Annotated in this window: 18 protein-coding genes and 1 pseudogene; 11 read left to right on the top strand and 8 right to left on the bottom strand. The window is 73.6% G+C overall.

Annotated features, from left to right (window positions below; translation table 11 throughout):
* Positions 1–12 precede the first annotated feature (12 nt).
* The 4 genes and pseudogenes from BMW85_RS50700 to BMW85_RS00495 all read right to left on the bottom strand — a co-directional run bounded on the left by BMW85_RS50700 (position 13) and on the right by BMW85_RS00495 (position 2387).
* Entirely contained in the window at positions 13–852 is an 840-nt protein-coding gene (locus BMW85_RS50700; RefSeq protein ID WP_425434312.1) for a fumarylacetoacetate hydrolase family protein, read from the bottom strand.
* Between the two features lie 20 nt (positions 853–872).
* The gene (locus BMW85_RS50695) at positions 873–1145 is read right to left on the bottom strand and encodes an SMP-30/gluconolactonase/LRE family protein (protein WP_245774527.1); all 273 of its coding nucleotides are present in this window, start codon (positions 1143–1145) and stop codon (positions 873–875) included.
* A 109-nt stretch (positions 1146–1254) separates the two neighbouring features.
* Positions 1255–1515 (bottom strand): annotated as a pseudogene (locus tag BMW85_RS52425) (SMP-30/gluconolactonase/LRE family protein); the annotation flags it as partial.
* A gap of 86 nt (positions 1516–1601) precedes the next feature.
* Positions 1602–2387: an IclR family transcriptional regulator gene (locus BMW85_RS00495; RefSeq protein WP_091075405.1), complete on the bottom strand. Its 786-nt coding sequence runs from the start codon at positions 2385–2387 to the stop codon at positions 1602–1604.
* 91 nt (positions 2388–2478) lie between these two features.
* Here BMW85_RS00495 and BMW85_RS00490 point away from each other — a divergent pair, with 91 nt between their 5' ends.
* The gene (locus BMW85_RS00490) at positions 2479–2892 is read left to right on the top strand and encodes an ArsR/SmtB family transcription factor (protein ID WP_091075403.1); all 414 of its coding nucleotides are present in this window, start codon (positions 2479–2481) and stop codon (positions 2890–2892) included.
* Positions 2892–3791 (top strand): cation diffusion facilitator family transporter, encoded by a 900-nt coding sequence (locus BMW85_RS00485; protein ID WP_091075401.1) that lies wholly within the window; start codon positions 2892–2894, stop codon positions 3789–3791. Before BMW85_RS00490 ends, BMW85_RS00485 begins: the two co-directional genes overlap by 1 nt.
* 23 nt (positions 3792–3814) lie before the next feature.
* Here the strand turns inward: BMW85_RS00485 and BMW85_RS00480 are convergent, their stop codons facing one another.
* A complete protein-coding gene (locus tag BMW85_RS00480; protein WP_091075398.1) occupies positions 3815–4459 on the bottom strand; it encodes a LysE family translocator in 645 nt (214 codons plus the stop codon).
* A 90-nt stretch (positions 4460–4549) separates the two neighbouring features.
* On the opposite strand from BMW85_RS00480, the gene BMW85_RS00475 reads away from it, so the two are divergent.
* Complete coding sequence (locus tag BMW85_RS00475) at positions 4550–7411, top strand: helix-turn-helix transcriptional regulator (RefSeq protein WP_245774525.1); 2862 nt, start codon at positions 4550–4552, stop codon at positions 7409–7411.
* Between the two features lie 408 nt (positions 7412–7819).
* On the top strand, positions 7820–11824 hold the full coding sequence (locus BMW85_RS00470; protein ID WP_091075395.1) for a S8 family serine peptidase: 4005 nt from the start codon (positions 7820–7822) through the stop codon (positions 11822–11824).
* 61 nt (positions 11825–11885) lie between these two features.
* On the opposite strand, the gene BMW85_RS00465 is transcribed toward BMW85_RS00470, so the two are convergent.
* On the bottom strand, positions 11886–12593 hold the full coding sequence (locus BMW85_RS00465; protein WP_091075394.1) for an SDR family oxidoreductase: 708 nt from the start codon (positions 12591–12593) through the stop codon (positions 11886–11888).
* A gap of 68 nt (positions 12594–12661) precedes the next feature.
* Here BMW85_RS00465 and BMW85_RS00460 point away from each other — a divergent pair, with 68 nt between their 5' ends.
* Genes BMW85_RS00460 through BMW85_RS00450 form a run of 3 tightly spaced genes read left to right on the top strand, consistent with a single transcriptional unit; the run spans position 12662 to position 14305 of the window.
* Entirely contained in the window at positions 12662–13036 is a 375-nt protein-coding gene (locus tag BMW85_RS00460; RefSeq protein ID WP_091077033.1) for a YbaB/EbfC family nucleoid-associated protein, read from the top strand.
* On the top strand, positions 13033–13938 hold the full coding sequence (locus BMW85_RS00455) for a WXG100-like domain-containing protein (protein ID WP_091075393.1): 906 nt from the start codon (positions 13033–13035) through the stop codon (positions 13936–13938). Before BMW85_RS00460 ends, BMW85_RS00455 begins: the two co-directional genes overlap by 4 nt.
* 7 nt (positions 13939–13945) lie before the next feature.
* On the top strand, positions 13946–14305 hold the full coding sequence (locus tag BMW85_RS00450) for a hypothetical protein (protein WP_091075391.1): 360 nt from the start codon (positions 13946–13948) through the stop codon (positions 14303–14305).
* Here BMW85_RS00450 and BMW85_RS00445 read toward each other — a convergent pair.
* Positions 14302–14751 carry an Lrp/AsnC family transcriptional regulator gene (locus tag BMW85_RS00445; protein WP_091075389.1) on the bottom strand — a complete coding sequence of 150 codons (450 nt, stop codon included), beginning with the start codon at positions 14749–14751 and terminating at the stop codon, positions 14302–14304. The two genes, BMW85_RS00450 and BMW85_RS00445, sit on opposite strands and share 4 nt — an antisense overlap.
* Positions 14752–14844: 93 nt before the next feature.
* Here BMW85_RS00445 and BMW85_RS00440 point away from each other — a divergent pair, with 93 nt between their 5' ends.
* A complete protein-coding gene (locus tag BMW85_RS00440; RefSeq protein ID WP_091075387.1) occupies positions 14845–15699 on the top strand; it encodes a TIGR03619 family F420-dependent LLM class oxidoreductase in 855 nt (284 codons plus the stop codon).
* A complete protein-coding gene (locus tag BMW85_RS00435; protein WP_091075386.1) occupies positions 15696–16139 on the top strand; it encodes a nucleoside deaminase in 444 nt (147 codons plus the stop codon). Before BMW85_RS00440 ends, BMW85_RS00435 begins: the two co-directional genes overlap by 4 nt.
* A 115-nt stretch (positions 16140–16254) precedes the next feature.
* Here the strand turns inward: BMW85_RS00435 and kdgD are convergent, their stop codons facing one another.
* Positions 16255–17187 carry a 5-dehydro-4-deoxyglucarate dehydratase gene (gene kdgD / locus BMW85_RS00430; RefSeq protein ID WP_245774524.1) on the bottom strand — a complete coding sequence of 311 codons (933 nt, stop codon included), beginning with the start codon at positions 17185–17187 and terminating at the stop codon, positions 16255–16257.
* Between the two features lie 214 nt (positions 17188–17401).
* Between kdgD and BMW85_RS00425 the strand changes: the two genes are divergently transcribed.
* Together BMW85_RS00425 and BMW85_RS00420 are read left to right on the top strand one after the other, a co-directional pair.
* A complete protein-coding gene (locus tag BMW85_RS00425; RefSeq protein WP_143082052.1) occupies positions 17402–17806 on the top strand; it encodes a hypothetical protein in 405 nt (134 codons plus the stop codon).
* 218 nt (positions 17807–18024) lie between these two features.
* Positions 18025–19677 (top strand): YncE family protein, encoded by a 1653-nt coding sequence (locus BMW85_RS00420; protein ID WP_091075383.1) that lies wholly within the window; start codon positions 18025–18027, stop codon positions 19675–19677.
* The last annotated feature ends 10 nt before the right edge of the window (positions 19678–19687 follow it).

The raw sequence follows: 19687 nt of genomic DNA, 5'->3' as shown, positions 1-19687 counted from the left end.
GGGCCGGGCGCGCTAGCGCGGCCCGACGACGTTCTGGCGCTGGCTGCCGAGTCCTTCGATGCCGAGCTCCATCACGTCGCCGGGCTGGAGCCAGATCTGCGGGTCGTGGCCCATGCCGACGCCCGGCGGGGTGCCGGTGTTGATCAGGTCGCCCGGCTCCAGCACCATGAACTGGCTCAGGTGGTGCACGATGACGTACGGGTCGAAGATCATGGTCTTGGTGGTGCCGGTCTGCCGGCGCACCCCGTTGACGTCGAGCCACATGCCGAGGTTCCTGACGTCGGCGATCTCGTCGGGGGTGACCAGCCACGGGCCGGCCGGGTTGAAGGTCTCGGCGGACTTGCCCTTGCTCCACTGCCCGCCGCGTTCCATCTGGAACGCCCGCTCGCTGACGTCGTTGACCACGCAGTAGCCGGCGATCACGTCCTTCGCCTCCTCGGCCGAGTCGAGGTAGGAGGTGCGCCTGCCGATGACGATGCCCAGCTCCACCTCCCAGTCGGTCTTGGTGGAGCCGCGCGGGATGCGTACGTCGTCGTTCGGGCCGACCAGCGTGTTGGGCGACTTGGTGAACAGGATCGGCTCGGCCGGCACGGCCTGGCCGGTCTCGGCGGCGTGGTCGCTGTAGTTGAGCCCGATGCACAGGATCTGGTGCGGGCGGGCGATCGGCGCGCCGATCCGCTCGCCGGCGAACGCGCGCCGCTCGCCGGTGGCGACCCGGTCGGCGAGCAGCGCGTTGCCGCCCGCGGCGAAGAACTTCTCGTCGAAGTCGGGGGTGAGGTCGGAGACGTCGACGTAGTGCGTCTCGTCGATGCGGACGACGGGCTTCTCGGCGCCGGGAGCGCCGATGCGCATGAGCTGCACGGATATCTCTTTCAGAAGGAGAGGTTCCAGTAGGGCGTGGGCAGGCCGCGGACGCCGACCTTCGCGGTGAACAGGCGGCCGTCGAGCGGGCCTGGCTCGGCCAGGTCCTGGGTGGCGCTGGTGATGACGAGGGTGTCGAGCTCCGGCCCGGCGAAGACCGGGCAGGAGGTGTGCGTGGCGCCGGTCTCCACGACGGCCAGCAGCTCGCCGTCCGTGGTGCGGCACTCGACCCGGCCGCGGCCCCAGATGGCGATCCACAGGTTGCCGTCGGCGTCGGCGCACATGCCGTCGGGCAGGCCGTCGCAGCACCAGGTCGGTGTCGAGGTAGGTGACGCCGGCGCCGTCCAGGCGGGCCAGCACCTCCTCGCCCTCGCGGCCGTCCTGGGCCAGGCTGCCGACCAGGAACCGGCCGGCCGGGTCCACCGCGCCGTCGTTGAGCCGGCTGAGCCTCTCCTCGGGCAGCACCCGGGCCAGCCCGGCGCGGGAGCCGTCGGGGGCGAGGCGGGTGAGGGTGTGCCGCTCGGCCACGATGAGGTCGCCGCCGGCGGCGACGGCCACCGCGCCCACAGTCGAGCCGAAGTCGTGCCGGCGGGCAGGGGTGATCGTGCCGCCGTCGAGCGTGCCCTCGTGCACGGCGCCGGCGACGATGTCCACCCACAGCAGGCGCCGGCGGTCGGCGTCCCAGACCGGGCCCTCGCCGAGGGCGTGGACCTCGGGCGAGGCCGGGACGGCGGTGATGATCACGAAGGGTCCTCTCCGGAGACGATGGCGCGGATGGCGGGCAGGTCGTCGATCAGGGCGCGCAGCGGGGTGCGGTAGGCCAGGCCGCTGACGCTGATCGCGCCGCTGGGGGAGGTGGGCGAGGTCAGGTAGGCGGGGACCGCGACGCAGTTGACGCCCGGCTCGTTCTCCTGGTCGTCGCAGGCGTAGCCCCGCTCGCGGACGCGGGCCAGCTCGGCGTGCAGCTCGCCGGCCGTGCCGATCGAGCGCTCGGTGCGGCGTTCGAGCGTCCGGCCGCCCACCCAGGCGCGGACCGCGTCCTCGTCGGGCAGGGCGTGGGCCAGCAGCACCTTGCCGACTGCGGTGCAGTGCGCCGGGTTGCGCCCGCCCACGACGGACGTCAGCCGCACCGCCCCCATCGGGGGGTCCAGCTTGGACCGGTAGACCACCGAGGCCCCGTCCAGGACCGCGTAGTGCACGGTCTCGCCGTGCCGGTCGCAGAGCGCCTTGAGCATCGGCGTGACGCGGACGTGGTCGGGCCGCTCCTCGTGGTGCGCGAAGGCCATCCGCAGGAACTCGTCGCCCAGCACGTAGCGGCCGTGGCCGTGCTGCGCGGCGAACCCGGCCCTGCGCAGCGCCGCCAGCGCGCGGTGCACGGTCGGCTTCGGGCTCGCCACGGCCCGCGCCATCTCCTCCAGCCCGATGCCGTCGGGGTGGCGGGCCAGCTCGGCGAGCACCGCGAGAACGCGGTCGGCCCCGACGAGCCGGGTCTCGGCGGCGGGATCGTCAGGGGTTGCTCGCGACACGTTCCGAACATTAGACCATCGTTCCGTCAAACGAAAGTTGACCCCCTTTGGGGTCTGTTGACAACGTCTGCCGCAGCGACACAATAGACATATGAACAAGTCTTCAGATGTGAGCGTGACCGCGGTGGACGGCTGCGCGCTCAAGGTCGTGGACGCCGACCGGGTCGCCGCGGTGCGCGAGCGGATGCCGCCCGGCGACGACCTCGCCGACACGGCCGACGTCTTCGGCCTGCTGTCGGACACGAACCGGCTGAAGCTGCTCGTCGCGCTCCTGGAGGGCGAGCTGTGCGTGTGCGACCTCGCCGCCGTCACCGGCCAGAGCGAGTCCGCCGTCTCCCACGCCCTGCGGCTGCTGCGCGCGCACCGCATCGTCGCCGCCCGCCGGGCGGGCCGGATGGCCTACTACCGGCTGGCCGACCCCCACGTACGGATGCTGCTCGACCTCGCGCTCGCCCACACCGAGCACACCGAGGCCATCCACCCGGAACGCGCCGGAGACCGGTGATGGGCGCGGGACACGGGCACGGGCATGCCGCCGGGCGGCACCGCTGGCGGCTGGCGCTCGCGTTCGTCCTGATCGGCTGCTTCTTCGTGGTCGAGCTGATCTACGGGCTGCTCTCCGGCTCGCTGGCCCTCATGTCGGACGCCGGGCACATGGCCGCCGACGTGGTCACACTCGGCGCGGCGCTGCTCGCCACGCGAATCGCCACCCGCCCCGACACCACCGGCCGGCGCAGCTACGGCTCCTACCGGGCCGAGGTGTTCGCCTCCCTGCTGGCCGTGGTGCTCATGCTGGGCGTCGCCGTCTACGTGGTCGCCGAGGCGATCGGCCGCATCGGCGGTCCGGCCGAGGTCTCCGCCGGGCCGATGCTCGTCGTCGGCGCGATCGGCCTGGCGGTCAACCTGGTCGCGCTGGTCCTGCTGCGCGCCGGCGCGCGCGAGAGCCTCAACGTCAAGGGCGCCTACCTGGAGGTCGTCGCCGACACCGCCGGCTCGGTCGGCGTCATCGTCGCGGGCTGGCTCATCGCCGCGACCGGCCAGGTGTTCTGGGACACGCTGATCGCCCTGGCCATCGGGGTGTTCGTCGCCGTACGGGCCGTCTCGCTCGGCCGGGAGGTCTTCGCCGTGCTCGGGCAGCACGTGCCCGAAGGGCTCGACGCCGCCGCCGTCGCCGCCGACCTCGCGGCCATCGAGGGCGTACGCGACGTCCACGACCTGCACCTGTGGACGCTCACCTCTGGCATGAACGTCGCCACCGCCCACCTCGTCACGGCCGACCAGGACGACCACCACGCGGTGCTCGACCAGGCCCGTGACCTGCTCCGCCTGCGTCACGGCGTCGCCCACGCCACCCTCCAGGTGGAGCCGCACGACCACACCGGCTGCGACGAGATCGGCTGGTAGGCGCCCAGGGTGACCAGGGCGGCTCAGTCGCCGAGCGCGAGCCGGACGCCGAAGGCCGCGATCACCGTGCCGGTGACGCGGTCCAGCAGCCGTCTCGCGCGGGCCGTCCTCAACCGTTCGCGCAGGACGCGGGCGAAGGCGACCAGCACGGCCGACCAGATCAGCCCGAGCGCGACGTGGACCGAGGCGAGCAGCACCCCCATCGCCAGAGGGGCGGCCCCCGCCGGGATGAACTGCGGCAGCACGGCGACGTAGAACGCGCCGACCTTCGGGTTGAGCAGGTTCGTCGTGAGGCCCTGCCGGAAGCCGCGCGCCACGGTGTCCTCCAGCACTCTGTCCTCCAGCACGCTGTCCTCCGGCATGGGGGCGGTCTCCCGCCGGAAGGTTCCGATCAGCATCCGCGCGCCCATCCACACCAGGTACGCCGCCCCCGCCCACCGCAGCACCTCGTACGCGAGGTGGGAGGCGGTGAGCACGGCCGTCACGCCGAGCGAGGTGAGCGCGCCCCACGCCAGCGTGCCCGCCTGGATCCCCAGGACCACGCCCCACGCGCCCTGGCGGCGCCCGAGTGCCGCGGTCCGCAGGATCAGGGCGGTGTCGAGCCCCGGAGTGAGGGTGAGCAACCCGACGACGAGCGCGAATGACCACAAGGAGCTGCTGATCGTCACATGCGCGACTTTACCCGGACGACCAGTACAAGAGATGACATTGCCCGATGACTCGGGGTGCAGTTGAATGATCGGATGCAAGCTGGGCGGATGGTCTCCCCGATACTCGTGGGGCGGGAGAAGGAGCTCGCCCGGCTCGTCGAGCTGATCTCCGTCACCTCTCCCGTCCCCGCCGTGGCCGTGGTCGAGGGCGAGGCGGGGATCGGCAAGTCCAGGCTCGTCGCCGAGCTGCTGACCGGCCCCGCCGTGACCGGCCTGCGGGTGCTGCGCGGCGCCTGCCTGCAGATCAGGGAGCCGTTCCCGCTGGGAGCGCTGGTGGAGGCGCTCCGCGGCCGGGCCGCCGATCTCGGGGAGTCCGCCCTGTCGCCGGTCGCCGGAGCTCTGCGCGAGCTGCTGCCCGAGCTCGCCACGGTCCTGCCGCCCGCGCCGCCCCCGCTGGACGACCGGGCGGCCGAACGGCACCGGGTCTTCCGCGGGCTCGCCGAGGTGCTGACCGCGCTCGGCCCGGCCGTCCTGGTCGTGGAGGACCTGCACTGGGCGGACGGGCAGACGGTCGAGTTCCTGACCTACCTGATGTCCGTGCTGCCGGGGACACCGCCCGGCACGCTCCGGGTGGTCCTGACCTACCGGGAGGAGGCGTCGGCCGCGGTCCGCGGGATCACCGCCCGCCTCCCCGACGCGATCCGGCGCGAGCACCTGGTGCTGCCGCCGCTCGACGCCGCCCAGACCCGGGTCATGGCCTCGGCCATCCTCGGTGCGGAGGAGGTGACGGCCGAGTTCGCCGAGCACCTGTGCGCGCGGGCGTCCGGGCTGCCGCTCGCCGTCCAGGAGCTGCTGGCCCTGCTGCGCACCCGCGGCACGCTCATCAGGTGGGAGGGCGGCTGGGCGCGCCGCGCCCTGGAGGAGCTGGACGTGCCGAGCGGCGTACGCGCCTCGGTGCAGGAGCGCGTCGCCCAGCTGTCCGCCGGGGCCAAGGAGGTGGCCGAACGGGTCGCCGTGCTGCAGACGGCGGTGCCCATCGGCCTGCTGGCCCCCGGCGAGGCCGGGGCGATCGACGAGGTGCTCGGCTCCGGGCTGCTCACGGACGCCGGCGGCCTGGTCGGGTTCCGGCACGTGCTGGCGGCGCAGGCGGTCTACGAGGCGATCCCGGCAGGCCGCCGCCGGGCGCTGCACGCCGAGGCCGCCGACGCCGTACGCGGGCTGCGGCCGGTGCCCCTGGGACGGCTGGCGCACCACCTGCGGCACGCCGGACGTACGGAGCAGTGGGCCGAGACCGCCGTCGAGGCGGCCGAGCAGGCCTCCAGGCTGGGCGACGACGCCGAGGCCGCGCGGTTGCTGGCGGACGTGCTGCGCGAGACCGACCCGCCGGCGGCGCGGCGGGCGGAGCTGACGGTCCGGCTCGGCTGGGCCGCACTGGAGCTGCTGCGCCCGCCGCCCGTCGCCGATCTCATCGCCGCCGCGCTGGAGCAGGACGTGCCCCGCCCGATCCGCGGCACGCTCCGCCTGCTGCTCGCGCTGCACCTGGAACGTACGCGGACCGACGAGGCCCGCATCGGCGAGGCCTTCGCCGCCGCCGCCGAGGACCTGACCGGCCGCCCGGGGGAGCCCGGCCGGCCCGGCCTCGCCGCCTGGGCCATGGCCGGCGTGGGCCGCCCGCCGAGCCCCGTGCCGCAGGACGAGGCCATGTCCTGGCTGGAGCGGGCGCTCGCGACGCTGCCCGCCGTGGACGACCCCGCCATGCGGATGCTGGTGCTCGGCAAGATCGCGATGATCTTCGTGGTGATCGGCGACCCCCGCTGGGCCGGGCTGGCCGAGGACCTGCTGCGCGAGACCGGCGGACGCAGGCTGCTGCGCCGCGAGGTCAACGCCTACCGCTCCATCGGCGGGGCCGGCCTGTTCGCCGGCCACCACCGCGCGGGCCGCCGCCTGGTGACGGCCGCGATCGAGGACGGCGCGGAACCCGACCTGCGGGGACGGCTCGAACTGCGGTCCCTGGTGGTCATCGCCGTGGCCGACTACCTCGAAGGCTCGTGGGACGGCCTCGCGGCGCGGCTGGAGGAGCTGCGCGAGTACTTCGGCGACGAGCCGCACGAGCGGATCATCATGGACGGGGTGGGCGCCTGCCTGGCCGCGGTTCAGGGGCGGCCGGAGGCGGCGCCGCCGTTCCTGTTCGAGGCGGTCGCCACGGCACAGACGCGGGGGCAGTTCGACGATCTCGTCCTGCCCCTGGCCGTGCTGCTGCGCCTGGCCGCGCTCCGGGGCGAGCAGGAGGCGGCGCTCGCCGTGGCGGCCGAGGTGGCCGTCCGCTGGGAGGCGGCGCGCCTGTGGCCCGTGGCCGTCCGCACGCTGCCCGCGCTCACCCAGGCGCTGCTCGCGGCGGGCCGGGCCGGGGACGCCGCGGACACGGTCGCCAGGTGGGCCGCCCACCTCGACGGGCTCGACGCCCCGCTGGCCGGGCCGTCCCTCGCGTACGCCCGCGGCCTGCTCGCCGCCACCGGCGAGCGGTGGGCGGAGGCCGCCGCCGAGTTCGCCGCGGCGGCGGACGCCTTCGAGGCGGTCCCCGCCAGGTACGAGGCCGCGCAGGCGCACGAGCAGGCCGCCGCCTGCCTGTTCACCCTGGACGACCCCGCCGCCGCCACCCGGCTCGGCCGGGCCGTCACCCTCTACGGGGAGCTCGGCGCCCGCTGGGACCTGGACCGCGCGGCCGGGCTGGGCCGCCGGTGGGGGCTCCGCCCGTCGCCGGCCGCGCCCGCGCGCGGCGGGGACGACCACGTGCTGTCGGCCCGCCAGGAGCAGGTGGCCCGGCTGGCGGCGGAGGGGCTGACCAATCAGGAGATCGCCAGGGAGCTGTTCCTGTCGCCGAAGACGGTGGACAAGCATGTGAGCGCGGCGATGCGCAAGGTCGGCGCCCGGTCACGTACGGAGCTCGCCCGCCTCCTCCCCGCCGACTGACCCGCCGACTGACCGCCCGACTGACCGGCCGACTGACCGGCCGACTGACCGGCCGCGAGAGCATCCCCAGCGGGGCCGGTCGGCCCCTCTTTGCTTCGCGAATGGGGATTTTTCCCCATGGGGCACCCCATTCCCCATTCCGCGCCGCCGCCGCGACACTTTCCCCGTGTCCGAAACCCCACCAGAGCCGGAGCCCGGCCGGCCGGACCCCGGCGGCGAACCCGGCCCCGACGACCCACCCCCAGCGCACCCGCCCTCAGCGCACCCACCCCCAGCGGACCCGGCCCCCGCGGACCCCGTGCCGCCGGCGCTGCCCGAAGGCTTCGAGCCCGTCTGAACCGCCACCCGGCGGGCCACGTCCGCCGGTGATCGTCCCGCAAGGCAAAGCCCCCCTCAGAAAGGCCGCCCATGGCGCTGCCCCGCCCCCCGTTAGCGCGCCGCGCAGGCGCGCTGCTGACCGCCGTCACCGTGCTGACGGTCCTGTCGCCCGCGACCCCCGCGCCCGCCGCTGTGACCACCCCGGCCCCCACCCCCACCGCCGCCCAGGGCGCACAGAACGAGGCGCAGACCGTCCCCCTGACCGGCGTGCGCGCCCGCCGCCTGGTCGTCACGCTGATCACCGGTGACAAGGTCCAGCTCACCCAGACCGTCCCCGGGAAGTACCGCGTGGAGCCCGCCCCCGGCACCCGCCAGGGCGGCGGCCGGATCAACCTGTTCACCCAGTTCACCCCGGACGGCGTCTACGTGCTGCCGGACGACGCCGTCCCCGCCGTCCAGTCGGGTCTGCTGGACAAGCGGCTGTTCGACGTGAAGTACCTGGTCGAGAACGGCTACGCCGACGACGTGACCAAGCGCCTGCCGGTCATCGTCCAGTATCCGGGCGGGCAGCCCGAGGCCGAGGTCAAGCGCTCCGCCGCGGCCATCCCCGCCGGTGAGCCCACCCGTACGCTGGAGAGCATCCACGCCGCCGCCCTCGACGTCACCAAGGGCGAGGCGGGCACGTTCTGGGAGGCCGTACGCGCCCAGCAGAGCACCGCGAAGAGCCTGCGCGGCGGCATCGCCAAGATCTGGCTGGACGCCAAGGTCAAGGCCGACCTCGACAAGAGCGTCCCGCAGATCGGCGCGCCCAAGGCATGGGAACGCGGCCACGACGGCACCGGCGTGACCATCGCCGTCCTCGACACCGGCGCGGACCTCGCCCACCCCGACCTGGCCGGCAAGATCTCCGACAGCAGGTCGTTCGTCCCCGACCAGGAAGTGCAGGACGGCCAGGGTCACGGCACCCACGTCGCCTCGACCATCGCCGGCAGCGGCGCGGCCTCCGGCGGCAGGAACAAGGGCGTCGCGCCCGGCGCGAAGCTGGTCGTCGGCAAGGTGCTCGACAACAGCGGCTCCGGCCTGGAGTCGTGGATCATCGAGGGCATGGAGTGGGCCGCGCGCAGCGGCGCCAAGGCCGTCAGCATGAGTCTCGGCGGCCCGCCCACCGACGGCACCGACCCGCTCAGCCAGGCCGTGAACGACCTGACCGCCGAGACCGGCACCCTCTTCGTGATCGCCGCGGGCAACGCCTACGAGAAGGAGACGGTGGGCACCCCGGGCGCGGCCGACGCGGCGCTGACCGTGGCCGCCGTGGACAAGAGCGACCAGCTCGCCGGCTTCTCCAGCCGCGGGCCGCGGGTCGGCGACGGCGCGCTCAAGCCGGACATCGCCGCGCCGGGCGTGGACATCGTGGCCGCCCGAGCCGCCGGCACCTCCATGGGCGAGCCGGTGGACGACCACTACACCGCCGCCTCCGGCACCTCCATGGCCACGCCGCACGTGGCCGGCGCCGTGGCGATCATGGCCCAGCAGCACCCCGACTGGACGGCCCAGCAGCTCAAGTCCGCGCTGATGTCCACCGCGAAGGACGACGGCTTCACCGTCTACGAGCAGGGCGCGGGCCGCGTGGACCTGGAGCGGGCCACCCGCCAGCAGGTCTTCACCACCGGCGGCGGAGTCGACTTCGGCCTGCTGGAGGGTGACGGCGAGCCGCGTACCGGCCAGGTCACCTACGCCAACCTGGGCAAGGAGCCCGTCACGCTCACCCTGAAGGCGGCGATGAGCGGCGGTGCGAAGCCGAGCCTCGCCGAGTCCACGCTGACCGTCCCGGCGGGCGGCACCGCCGGCACCACCGTCACCCTGGACCCGTCCGGGCTCGCTCTCGGCACCTACAGCGGCGCCGTGACCGCCGAGGCCGACGGCGACGTACGGCTGACCACGCCGCTCGGCGCGGTACGCGACGTCCCCAAGGTGAGCCTCACCATCCGCACCCTCGACCGGGACGGCAAGCCGCGCACCCCGACCGCCATGAGCGTCGTCGACGTGGACGGCACCAAGGGCGAGCTCGGCCCGTACAGCATCCACGACACCGGCCTAGTCGTCACCCGGGTGCCCGTCGGCACCGTCAGTGTGGTCCAGGTGCTCGACTGGGTGGACGGCGACGACCGCGCGAACCGGGCCTGGCTGTTCGACCCGGAGCTCACCGTCACCGCCGACACCGAGATCACTCTCGACGCCCGCAAGGCCACCGAGATCTCGTTCGACGCGCCGAAGACCGCGCAGCCGCTCAACAACAGCTACGACCTGTTCTTCCAGCGGACCCTGCCGAGCGGCGACGTCTATGGCGGCGCGCTGCCGGTCAACCGCCCGATCGGCTCCTGGGAGAAGGCTTGGGCGCTGCCGACCAAGCGGGTCACCAAGGGCGGCTTCCGTCTCACGGGCCAGTGGGAGCTCGGCGTGCCCGAGGTCAGCATGACGATGCGCACGCCGAAGCCGGTCGCCCTGCACCCGGTCTCCCGGGTCCACATCCTCGACCGGGGGGAGCTCCACCCGGGCTGGATGCCGTTCCCGAGCAGGAGCCTGCGGGTCGTGGACGCGGGCAAGGGCCGTCCCGAGGACCTCGACGGCAAGGACGTGCGCGGCGCGCTCGTCCTGATCGACGCCGAGCTGGCCGAGGGCGTGTTCGGCCCCGAGTGCGGCCTGCAGGTCGAGCGCACGTCCGCGGTCAGGGACGCGGGCGCGGCCGGCGTCCTGGCCTTCAACGAGGAGCGCGGCAGGTGCCCGATCCCGCTGGGCATCGCCCAGAAGCCGAACACCGGGCCGGGGAAGCCGGTCGACATCCCCGTGGCCTACGTCTCGAACGCCGAGGGCACGAAGATCCGTGAGGCGGTCCGGCGCGGCCAGGTCACGATCGACGTGGTGGGCACGCCGAACACGCCGTACTCGTACGTGTTCAAGCCGTACGCGGAGGGGCGCGTCCCCGACTCGATGCGCTTCAAGGTCACCGAGCGCCAGATGCACCGGGTCGACCTCGACGTGCACGCGGGGCCGTACAAGAACTACATGAACTGGCGCAGCGCGTGGCGGCCCGACGACGTCTCCTACACCTCGACCGCCTCGAACACGCTGCACTGGTCCTACCCGGCGCCCGACCGCAGGCCGCAGTGGATCTGGCCGCTCGACCCCAAGGTCGTGAACCAGGCCGGTATGTCCGCGCTCATCACCCCCGACCCGGTCCAGGACGTCGAGGAGAGCCGCTTCCGCACCCAGGTCTTCGACAAGGCCGGGAGCACGGTCCAGCAGTGGTTCGCCATGCCGAGCGTGCCGGGCGCCGCGACCTCGGGCGAGAACCTGTACCGGCTCGGCGACCGGGACGCCCCGCCGATGACGGACCTCATCGGGATGCCGTGCGCGATCTGCGTGCACGACGGCAACCTGTGGGTGACGCCGTCCATGGTCAACGGGGTCGGGGAGCAGCGCGACGACGGCGTCGTCTTCGGCGACATCCAGCCGCGCTACGACCTGCACCTCTACCGCGACGGGAAGGAGATCCCGAACACGCCCGTCGACCCGTTCATGAAGCTGCCGCGCTACCCGCTGCCGGAGGGTAAGGGCGCCTACCGGCTGACGGCGAAGAACGACCTCCAGGACATCGAGTGGACGTTCACCGCGCCGCCCGGCAAGGACCAGACGCAGCCAGGGCTCAACTGCTACGCCTGGTGGATCGACGGGGCGGTGGAGCAGTGCCGCACCGTGCCGGCGGTCTACGTCAGCTACGACCTCGGCGGCACCCTGTCGGAGCGGAACACGGTGGCGGCCGGCCGGCGGCACTCGTTCGAGCTGGAGGCCTACCACGGGCCGTCGGGCGGCAGGACGCCCGCCATCGCGGGCGTGCGCCTGTGGACCAGCACCGACGACGGCGCCACGTGGCGGCCCGCCGACCTCAGGAAGGGACGGGACGGCCGTTACACCGCCTCGGCGACGTACCCGGCGTACCGGGCGACGAAGGGCGCGGTCAGCCTGAAGGTGGAGGCGTGGGACGCGGCCGGCAACCGCGTCAAGCAGACCGCGCTGCGCGCCTTCAACCTGCGCTGAGCACTTCCCTGTAGAGCTCCCGCCGGCCGCCTGGCCGGCGGGAGCTCGGCCGTTCCTGGGCTCAGGACAGCGCGTCCCGGCCGGTGAACGGGGCCAGGGCGAACCGGGCGAGGACCTTGCGCCTGGTCAGCCAGCGTACGTGGGCGCCGTTGCGGGCCCGCGTGACCGCCTGCTCGGCCAGCCACGGCGTCACGGTCTCCACGCGGTCGGCGAGCAGCCGGAGCGCCCGGCCCGGCGCCGGCCCGGCGTCGCGCATGAGCAGGTCGGTGACCACCATGCCGGGGCTCAGCAGCCCGGCGGAGACCCCAGGGGGGACCTCCTTGGCCAGCGCCTTGGTGAGGTAGGTGACCGCCCGCTTGCTCGCGCCGTAGACGGCCAGCCCCGGCACGACCCGGCCGTCGCTGCCGAGGCCCTCCATGTTCCACACGTGGCCGTGCCCCTGGGCGGCCATGCCCCGGACGGCCACCGCGCAGCCGTTGACGACGCCGTCGAGGTTGACGTCGAGCACGTGCCGGGCCTCGTCGGCGGGCAGCTCCCAGAGCGGGAGCCGGGACTGGGTGACGCCGGCGTTGTTGATCCACATGTCGACCCGGCCGTGCCGGTCCACGGCGGTGTCCCAGACCCGGCGCACCTGGTCGCGGTCGGTCACGTCGGCGATCACGTCGCCGCCGGTGGTGCCGCAGGTCACGACCTGATGGCCGCGGACGGCGAGCTGCTCGGCGAGGCCGCGGCCGATGCCGCGGGTGGCGCCGGTCACGACGATCACCATGCGGCCACGGTACCGGGATCCTGAATTATGTAATTCCTACAGGCTTACCAGACTATAGGGTGGAGATCATGTTCAAGGAGCCAGACGACACCGAGCTAGGCAGGCTGCTGGGGGACCACCAGCGCGATGTCGCGGCGCTGGAAGGATTACGCGACCGGCTCGCCGAGGTCAGGGGACGGGGCGAGGCCGCGGACGGCCGGGTCGTCGCCGAGACGACGCAGGACGGCGCGCTCACCGGGCTCTCCATCGACCCGCGCGCCATGCGCCTCGGCTCCGACCGGCTCGCCGAGGCGATCCTGCGGGCGTCCGATCGGGCCGCACGCGCGGCGGGGGAGCGGGCCGCCGACCTGGTCACGCCGTTCCTCGCCGGCACGCCCCTGGAGCACGCGCTGCCGGAGAGCGGCAGCGGGCCGCCCGGCCGCGAACGGAGGCGGTCCCGATGATCAGCCTCGGCCGCGCGGGCGTCTACGGCGCCGGCACCCTCGGCATCGCCGGCTTCGTCTTCCAGATGCTGGCGGTCGACTACCCCGAGGGCGACCCGGACAAGGCCCGCCAGGCCGCCGCCGTCTGGGCGCGGCTGGCCGAGCGCGTCGAGCGCAGCCCCGGCCGTACGTCCGGCGCCGCGGCCTCGGTGTGGCGCAGGAACGAGGGCGGCGGCGTCCCGGAGTTCCGCGAGGCCGTCACCCCCGGTCTCTACCCGCCCGATCCCGCGGACGGCTACGCCGCCAGGCTCGCCCGCCGCTGCAGGGACAACAGCGAGGCGTGCGCCGAGTACGCCGACGCGCTCGAGACCGCCAGGCACGCCTACTGGACGCTGGCGTGGGCCAACTTCGCCAGCTTCGTCTTCATCAGCACCTTCCCCTGGCAGGCGGGGGCGGCCTACCAGATCACCCAGTTCCTCATGCGCCGCGCCCAGGCGGGCATGCTCGCCCGGCTGCTCGAGCACTCCGTCGCGCGGATCGTGGCGGCCAAGCTGACCGAGTACACGATCGGCAGCGCCTTCTTCGCCGTCGGCGACGTGACCGTGGTCGCGGGCGTGAAGGCGGCGCGCGGCGACGACCCCGGCTCGCTGCAGGACAACGCCAGGCAGGCGCTGAAGGAGTTCGCCGCGTCGGTCGCCTTCTACGGCGTGTTCGACGCCGCCGCGCCGCTGGCCAGGAAGGTGAGCGGCAACGCCGACGTGCAGTATTTCCTGAGCCGCCTCGCCGGCGGTTCCCTCGGCTACGGCCCCTCCTACGACGCCATGAACGGGCAGTCGGGGGAGGAGCTGGTGCCCACCTGGAAGGAGACCCTGGGCCGCATGCTGCTCTACTTCACCATGGCGCACAAACCGGCGGGAGGCTGAGCGCGGCGTGGAGATCCACAAGAAGCATCTCCGCTCCGCCGCCGACGCCTACGACCTGGAACGGCAGGCCCTGGGGGAGTTCGTACGCGCCGCGGCCGGCGAGCTGAACGCCATCGGCGCCTTCTGGGGCGACGACAATCTCGGCACCACCTTCGCCAAGGGCCAGGGCGGCGCCGGCGGCTACGAGGCGGTCACCGGCCAGGTCATGGCGGGCGTGGAGGAGTGGCTCGACGCCCACCACGAGATCGCCGAACGGCTGCGGCTCATGGCGGACGTCGTCCAGGTGGCCGACTGGGCGACCATTGCGGAGATCCTGGCCGAGCTGCCCCCGGCCGACCCCGGACGGCCCATCTGGGGCACCGGCTAGGAAGCGGGCCGCGGCCCCCGGTAGGGCAGGGGCTGACTGTAGACGACGCTGGTGGTCGTGCTGCCCAGCTCGGCGAGCTCGCCCACCAGCCGCTCCAGGTGCCGCATCGAGGACGCCGCGACCTTCAGCGTGTAGCAGTCGTCGCCGGTGGTGCGCAGGCACTCCAGGATCTCCGTACGCTCGGCGAGCAGCCGGTGCAGCGGCTCGTGCCGGTTGCCCGGATACTTCAGCCGCACCACGGCCAGCACCGCGTACCCGGCCTTCTCCAGGTCCACCTCGGCGCGGTAGCCGGTGATGACGCCCAGCGACTCCAGCCGGCGCACCCGTTCGGTGGTCGCCGAGGAGCTGAGTCTTACGCGCCGGCCCAGCTCGGTGAACGGCATCCGCCCGTCCCGTTGCAGCTCGGCCAGGATCGCCCAGTCGGTCGCGTCGATGTTCTCGGCCATTCGGCCAAAATACCGGGATAATCCCGGCGAATGGCCGTTCATGCCGGGAGGAATCCCTTACTCCGGGCCAAGCCGCCTGGATAGCCTGAACCGGTGCGACTAGGCGTGAACGTTCCCAACTTCGGCCCCGGCACCGACCCGGGCGTCCTGCGCGCGTGGGCGCAGACCGTGGAGGGCCTCGGCTTCGACCTGCTGATGGTCTCCGACCACGTCGTGGTGACACCGGACGTCGCCGCGCAGTACCCCGCGCCGTTCTACGAGCCGTTCACCACCCTTTCCTGGCTGGCCGGCGTCACCGACCGGCTCCGGCTCGGCACGACCGTGCTCATCGCGCCCTACCGGCACCCGCTGCTGACCGCCCGCATGGCGGCCAACCTCAACCGGCTGAGCGGCGGCCGGCTGGTCCTCGGCGTGGCCTCCGGATGGGCGCGGCAGGAGTTCGCCGCGCTCGGGGTGCCGTTCGAGCGGCGCGGCGAGCTGACCGACGAGGTGCTGCGGGCCCTGCGGGCCGCCCGCGAGGACACCGAGGACCTCCGCGCGGGGCCGCTGCCGCTGTGGATCGGCGGCAACAGCGACGCCGGCATCCGCCGGGCCGTCCGGCTCGGTGACGCCTGGCACCCGCTGCGCGCCACCCTGCCGTGGCTGCGCGAGGCGGTGGAGCGGATGCGGACGATCGCCGGCGACCGGCCGGTGCCCGCCTTCGCCCCGCGCATCCACCTGCGGATCACCGCCGCGCCCGTCACCGCGCCGGACCGGCGCGCCGGCGAGGGCACGATCGAGCAGGTCGTCGCGGACCTCGCCGAGCTCGACCGGCTCGGCGCCGACACGGTCGTCCTCGACCCGTTCGACGGCGACCCGGCCGAGACCCTCCACCCGGCGGCCAAATGGCGGATGCTCGCCGACGTCGCCGCCCACACCGACCTCCGCGACGCGAAGGAGCGATCATGAAACCGGACGAGGAAACGCTGCTGCGACGGGCGATCGAGCTGGCCGCCGAGGCCCGCGCGGCGGGCGACCCGCCGTTCGGCTCGCTGCTGGCCGACGCCGGGGGACGGGTGCTCGCCGAGGAGCGCAACACCACCGTGACCGGCCGCGACATCAGCGCCCACCCGGAGCTGAAGCTGGCCGTCTGGGCGGCCCGCGAGCTCGACCCCGCGACCGCCGCCGCCACCACGATGTACACGAGCTGCCAGCCGTGCGGCATGTGCACGGGGGCGATCCAGCGCAGCGGGCTCGGGCGTGTCGTCTACGCCCTCTCGGAGCGGCAGCTCGGCGAGCTCAAGCCGGGCGGCGCCGGCTGGCCTGACGTGCCGTTGGAGGGCCCGGCGCTCCACGACGAGGCCCGCGTCCCGGTCGAGGGCTACTACCGGTCAGCTTCTCGGCCGTGAACGTCCGAGCCGGCGCGCGCCGCACGACGGGCCGCGCCTGCTCGCCGTGCGCCCGGCCCATCTCCAGGGGGCTGCCAGCGCACTCGATCACCGTCATCCCGGCCATGCCGTGATGCTAGGCGATCCCCGGGGAGACCTTGCCGATGAGCAGGGTCAGCTCGGCCAGCTCGGCGTCGGTCAGGTTCTGCAGCGGCGGCCGGACCGGGCCGGCGGGGCGGCCGACGGCGGCCAGGCCCGCCTTGACGATCGAGACGGCGTACCCCTTCGTCCGGTCCCGGATGTCCAGGTAGGGCACGATGAACTCGCGGATGCGGCGGTAGACCGCCGCGTGGTCCTGCGCCCGTACGTCGGCGTAGAAGCCGAGCGCGAACTCCGGCAGGAAGTTGAAGATCGCCGAGGAGTACGTGCTCACGCCGAGCTGCAGCAGCGGCAGCGCGAAGGTCTCGGCCGTGGGCAGGCCGCCGATGTAGGTCAGGCGCTCGCCGACGGCGGCGTAGACGCGGGTGAGGTTCTCGATGTCGCCGACGCCGTCCTTGAGGCCGACGAACGTCGGGTTGCGCGCGGCCAGCCGCTCCACGCTGCGGTCGGTGAGCACCGCGTTGGCCCGGCTGTAGACGATCACGCCGAGCCCGGTGGCGGCGCAGACCGCCGACACGTGCTCGACCAGCCCGTCCTGGCCGGCCTCCGTGAGGTAGGGCGGCATCAGCAGCAGCCCGTCGGCGCCCGCCGCCTCGGCGGCGCGCGCCTGGGCGACGGCGGTGGCGGTGCCGCCGGTGGCCGGCGCGATGACCGGCACCCGGCCGCCGACCTCGCCGACCGCCGCACGGACGACCCGGTCGATCTCCTCGCCGGTCAGCGAGAAGCCCTCGCCGGTGCCGCCCGCCGCGAACAGCCCGGCCACCGGGTGCTCGCTCAGCCAGGACACGTGCTCGCGGTAGCCCGCCTCGTCGAAGCGCAGGTCAGGGGTGAAGTGCGTGACGGGGAACGACAACAGGCCGCTCCTGAGCCGGGCGGCGAGCTCCTGCGGGGAGTAACGGGGCATGCTCATGGCGCCAGGGTAAGGACGAGCGACGATTCCCGTCCAAGTGCATTTCTGCATCCGGTGATACCTGTACGGCATCGCCTCTGGTCGGCCCGGGGCGGCGGCAGATGGCCGGTCAATGCCCTGTCGAAGGCACGCCCCCCGCGGAAGCATCGGCAGAGGAGCGCTCCGCACCATCTCGCATCCGTACGACGGCATGAAGCCGACCCTGGAGGTTCACGTGACAACGAGATCGAGGCGACGCGGCACGATGCGGCGGGGCATGATCAGCGCGGCGCTCGGCGTCCTGCTCGCCGGAACCGTCGCGGCCATCGGCGCGCCGCCCGCGGCGGCCGGCGGCAACGGCTGGATGTGGATCGGCTCGAACACCGATCCGGCCGGCACGCGACGGGTCAGCGTCCAGCAGAACACCGGGATCAGCGGGACCTACCACATCGACATCTGGTACTGGGCCACCGGCGCCCGCTACGGCGGCACGGGCGACTACTCCTACAACGGCGGCACCAGGGAGTTCCTGAAGGGCCGGGTGTCGGACGTCGCGGGCAAGCGGCTGTGCGCGCAGCTCTGGTACCACAAGCCCGGCGGCGGCTACGAGTCCCACGGCCTGCCCTGCCAGGACTACTAGGGGCGACACGTAGCGAAACCGGCAGGACTCCTTCCGTGCGCGAAGGAGCCCTGCCCACCGGCCGGCACGGAGTGCACTTGATCAGAATCCGACGCCGCCCGGGCGTGTCGACCTGGCGGTATCACGGAGAGTCGGGTTCTCGGTGAGATGCCGATCTTGACGTGGGAGCACTTCTAGGACGTCATGGGAACGTCTGTTCCGATCTTGGGAGGTCCTACATGCCCCATCCGCTGGTCCGCCGATTAACCGCCGCCGGCGGCGCCGCCGCCCTGATCGCGGGCCTGCTCACCGTGCCGGCCACCGTCGCCTCGGCCGCCGACACCACGAGAGACCTCGGGGTGAGCATCACCTCCTTCACCGCCGACCTCGCCGTCGGGGGTGGCCGGGTGTTCGTCTCCGCCGCGGACCGGGTCATGGTGGGCGACATGGACGGGAACGACACGGGCGACGTCGTCACCGGCCTGGCGGGCGTGGCACGGCTGGCCCTGAACGCGGACGCCACCCGCCTGTACGCCTCGCTCCCCGGCTCGAACGAGGTGGCCGAGATCGACACCGCGAGCAGCACCGTCATCCGGCGCCTCGACCTGTCCGCACATCCCTGCCCGTCCACGCTGGCCCTGTCCGGCGACCGGCTGTGGGTGGGACACGGCTGCGGCGGCGAGAAGGGCGGCGAGGACGGCGGCGTCGTCGGCCTGGACCTCACGGTGGCGGCACCGGAACCGGTGACGCTCGGGCGCGTGCACGCCCGGCCTCCCGCGCTCGCGGCCGCCCGCGACACGCTCGTGGTCGGCGAGACCGGCACGCACCAAGCCGACCTGCTGGTCTACGACGTCGGCGGCGGCAGCCCGGTCCTGCGCGGCGAGATCGACGGCCAGACGCAGTACCTCGACAGGCTGAACGAGCTCGCGCTCTCCCTCGACGGCTCCACCCTGATCTCGGCGGCCGACGCCCCCGGGTCCTTCACCAAGTACGACACCACGACCCTGGGGGCGACCGGAGCCTATGGGGACGAATGGGACGGGTATCCGGCCGGCGTGGCGATCTCCGCCGGAGGGCGCTTCGTGGCCGCGGGACGCCAGTGGGGCACCGACTTCACGCTCTATGACGGCGAGACCGGAGCGTCCGTGTACTCCGCCGACCAGCCGGACGCCGAGCTGGTCCCGGGCGGCGTCGCGTTCTCCGAGCCGGACGTCTTCGTGCTGCTGCGGAATCCGGCGGGCCGGCTGCTGCTGTGGCGGCTGCGCGGTATCACGCTGCCGGCCTCCGAGCTGACGCTGACGGCCCCGGCGCGCGCGTCGTTCGGCGCACCGGTCCCCCTCGAGGGGCGGCTCACATATGCCGGCGGCAGGCCGCTCACCAGGCAGTCGCTCGCCGTGACCCGCCGCCTGGCCGACGGGACGAGCGAGCCGCTCGACAGCGTGACGACAGGCAAGGACGGCACGTTCGCCTTCACGGACACGCCGCCGGACGTCGGCGCGGTGACCTACACCGTGCTCTGGGACGGAGACGGCAGAGCCCGCTGGAGCAGCACCTCCGCCACCACGACGGTCAGGCGCAACTCCACCCTCACCCTGGACGGGCCGGAGTCCGGCACCGTCGGCGAGCCCATGGAGCTGACCGGCGTGCTGACGGTGGGTGACGGGCCGCCCGGACCGGGCGCCACGATCATCCTGCAGCGCAACGTGTCGGACGACGACTCCGGGTCCGTCCCGCTCGAGTCGGTGAGCACGAACGCCGACGGCTCGTACAGCTTCACCGACACGCCCCAGATCGCCGGGACGTACACCTACCTGGCGAGGTGGACAGGGAACACCACGGCCGGAGCGGCCAAGGCCTTGAAGCTGGTCACGGTCACCCCGGGCACCGGGTGACCATCAGCAC

The sequence above is a fragment of the Nonomuraea wenchangensis genome (assembly GCF_900111685.1).
GTDB classification, from domain to species: Bacteria; Actinomycetota; Actinomycetes; order Streptosporangiales; family Streptosporangiaceae; genus Nonomuraea; species Nonomuraea wenchangensis.
Note: the sequence above shows the minus strand (reverse complement) of the source record. Positions and strands in the feature narration are given on the sequence as shown.

Excerpts from the sequence above, each read along its gene's own strand:
- BMW85_RS50700 (WP_425434312.1), bottom strand. The coding sequence starts at position 852 with ATGCGCATCGGCGCTCCCGGCGCCGAGAAGCCCGTCGTCCGCATCGAC.
- BMW85_RS50695 (WP_245774527.1), bottom strand. The coding sequence starts at position 1,145 with ATGTGCGCCGACGCCGACGGCAACCTGTGGATCGCCATCTGGGGCCGC.
- BMW85_RS00490 (WP_091075403.1), top strand. The coding sequence starts at position 2,479 with ATGAACAAGTCTTCAGATGTGAGCGTGACCGCGGTGGACGGCTGCGCG.
- BMW85_RS00485 (WP_091075401.1), top strand. The coding sequence starts at position 2,892 with ATGGGCGCGGGACACGGGCACGGGCATGCCGCCGGGCGGCACCGCTGG.
- BMW85_RS00475 (WP_245774525.1), top strand. The coding sequence starts at position 4,550 with ATGGTCTCCCCGATACTCGTGGGGCGGGAGAAGGAGCTCGCCCGGCTC.
- BMW85_RS00470 (WP_091075395.1), top strand. The coding sequence starts at position 7,820 with ATGGCGCTGCCCCGCCCCCCGTTAGCGCGCCGCGCAGGCGCGCTGCTG.
- BMW85_RS00465 (WP_091075394.1), bottom strand. The coding sequence starts at position 12,593 with ATGGTGATCGTCGTGACCGGCGCCACCCGCGGCATCGGCCGCGGCCTC.
- BMW85_RS00460 (WP_091077033.1), top strand. The coding sequence starts at position 12,662 with ATGTTCAAGGAGCCAGACGACACCGAGCTAGGCAGGCTGCTGGGGGAC.
- BMW85_RS00455 (WP_091075393.1), top strand. The coding sequence starts at position 13,033 with ATGATCAGCCTCGGCCGCGCGGGCGTCTACGGCGCCGGCACCCTCGGC.
- BMW85_RS00445 (WP_091075389.1), bottom strand. The coding sequence starts at position 14,751 with ATGGCCGAGAACATCGACGCGACCGACTGGGCGATCCTGGCCGAGCTG.
- BMW85_RS00435 (WP_091075386.1), top strand. The coding sequence starts at position 15,696 with ATGAAACCGGACGAGGAAACGCTGCTGCGACGGGCGATCGAGCTGGCC.
- kdgD (WP_245774524.1), bottom strand. The coding sequence starts at position 17,187 with ATGAGCATGCCCCGTTACTCCCCGCAGGAGCTCGCCGCCCGGCTCAGG.
- BMW85_RS00420 (WP_091075383.1), top strand. The coding sequence starts at position 18,025 with ATGCCCCATCCGCTGGTCCGCCGATTAACCGCCGCCGGCGGCGCCGCC.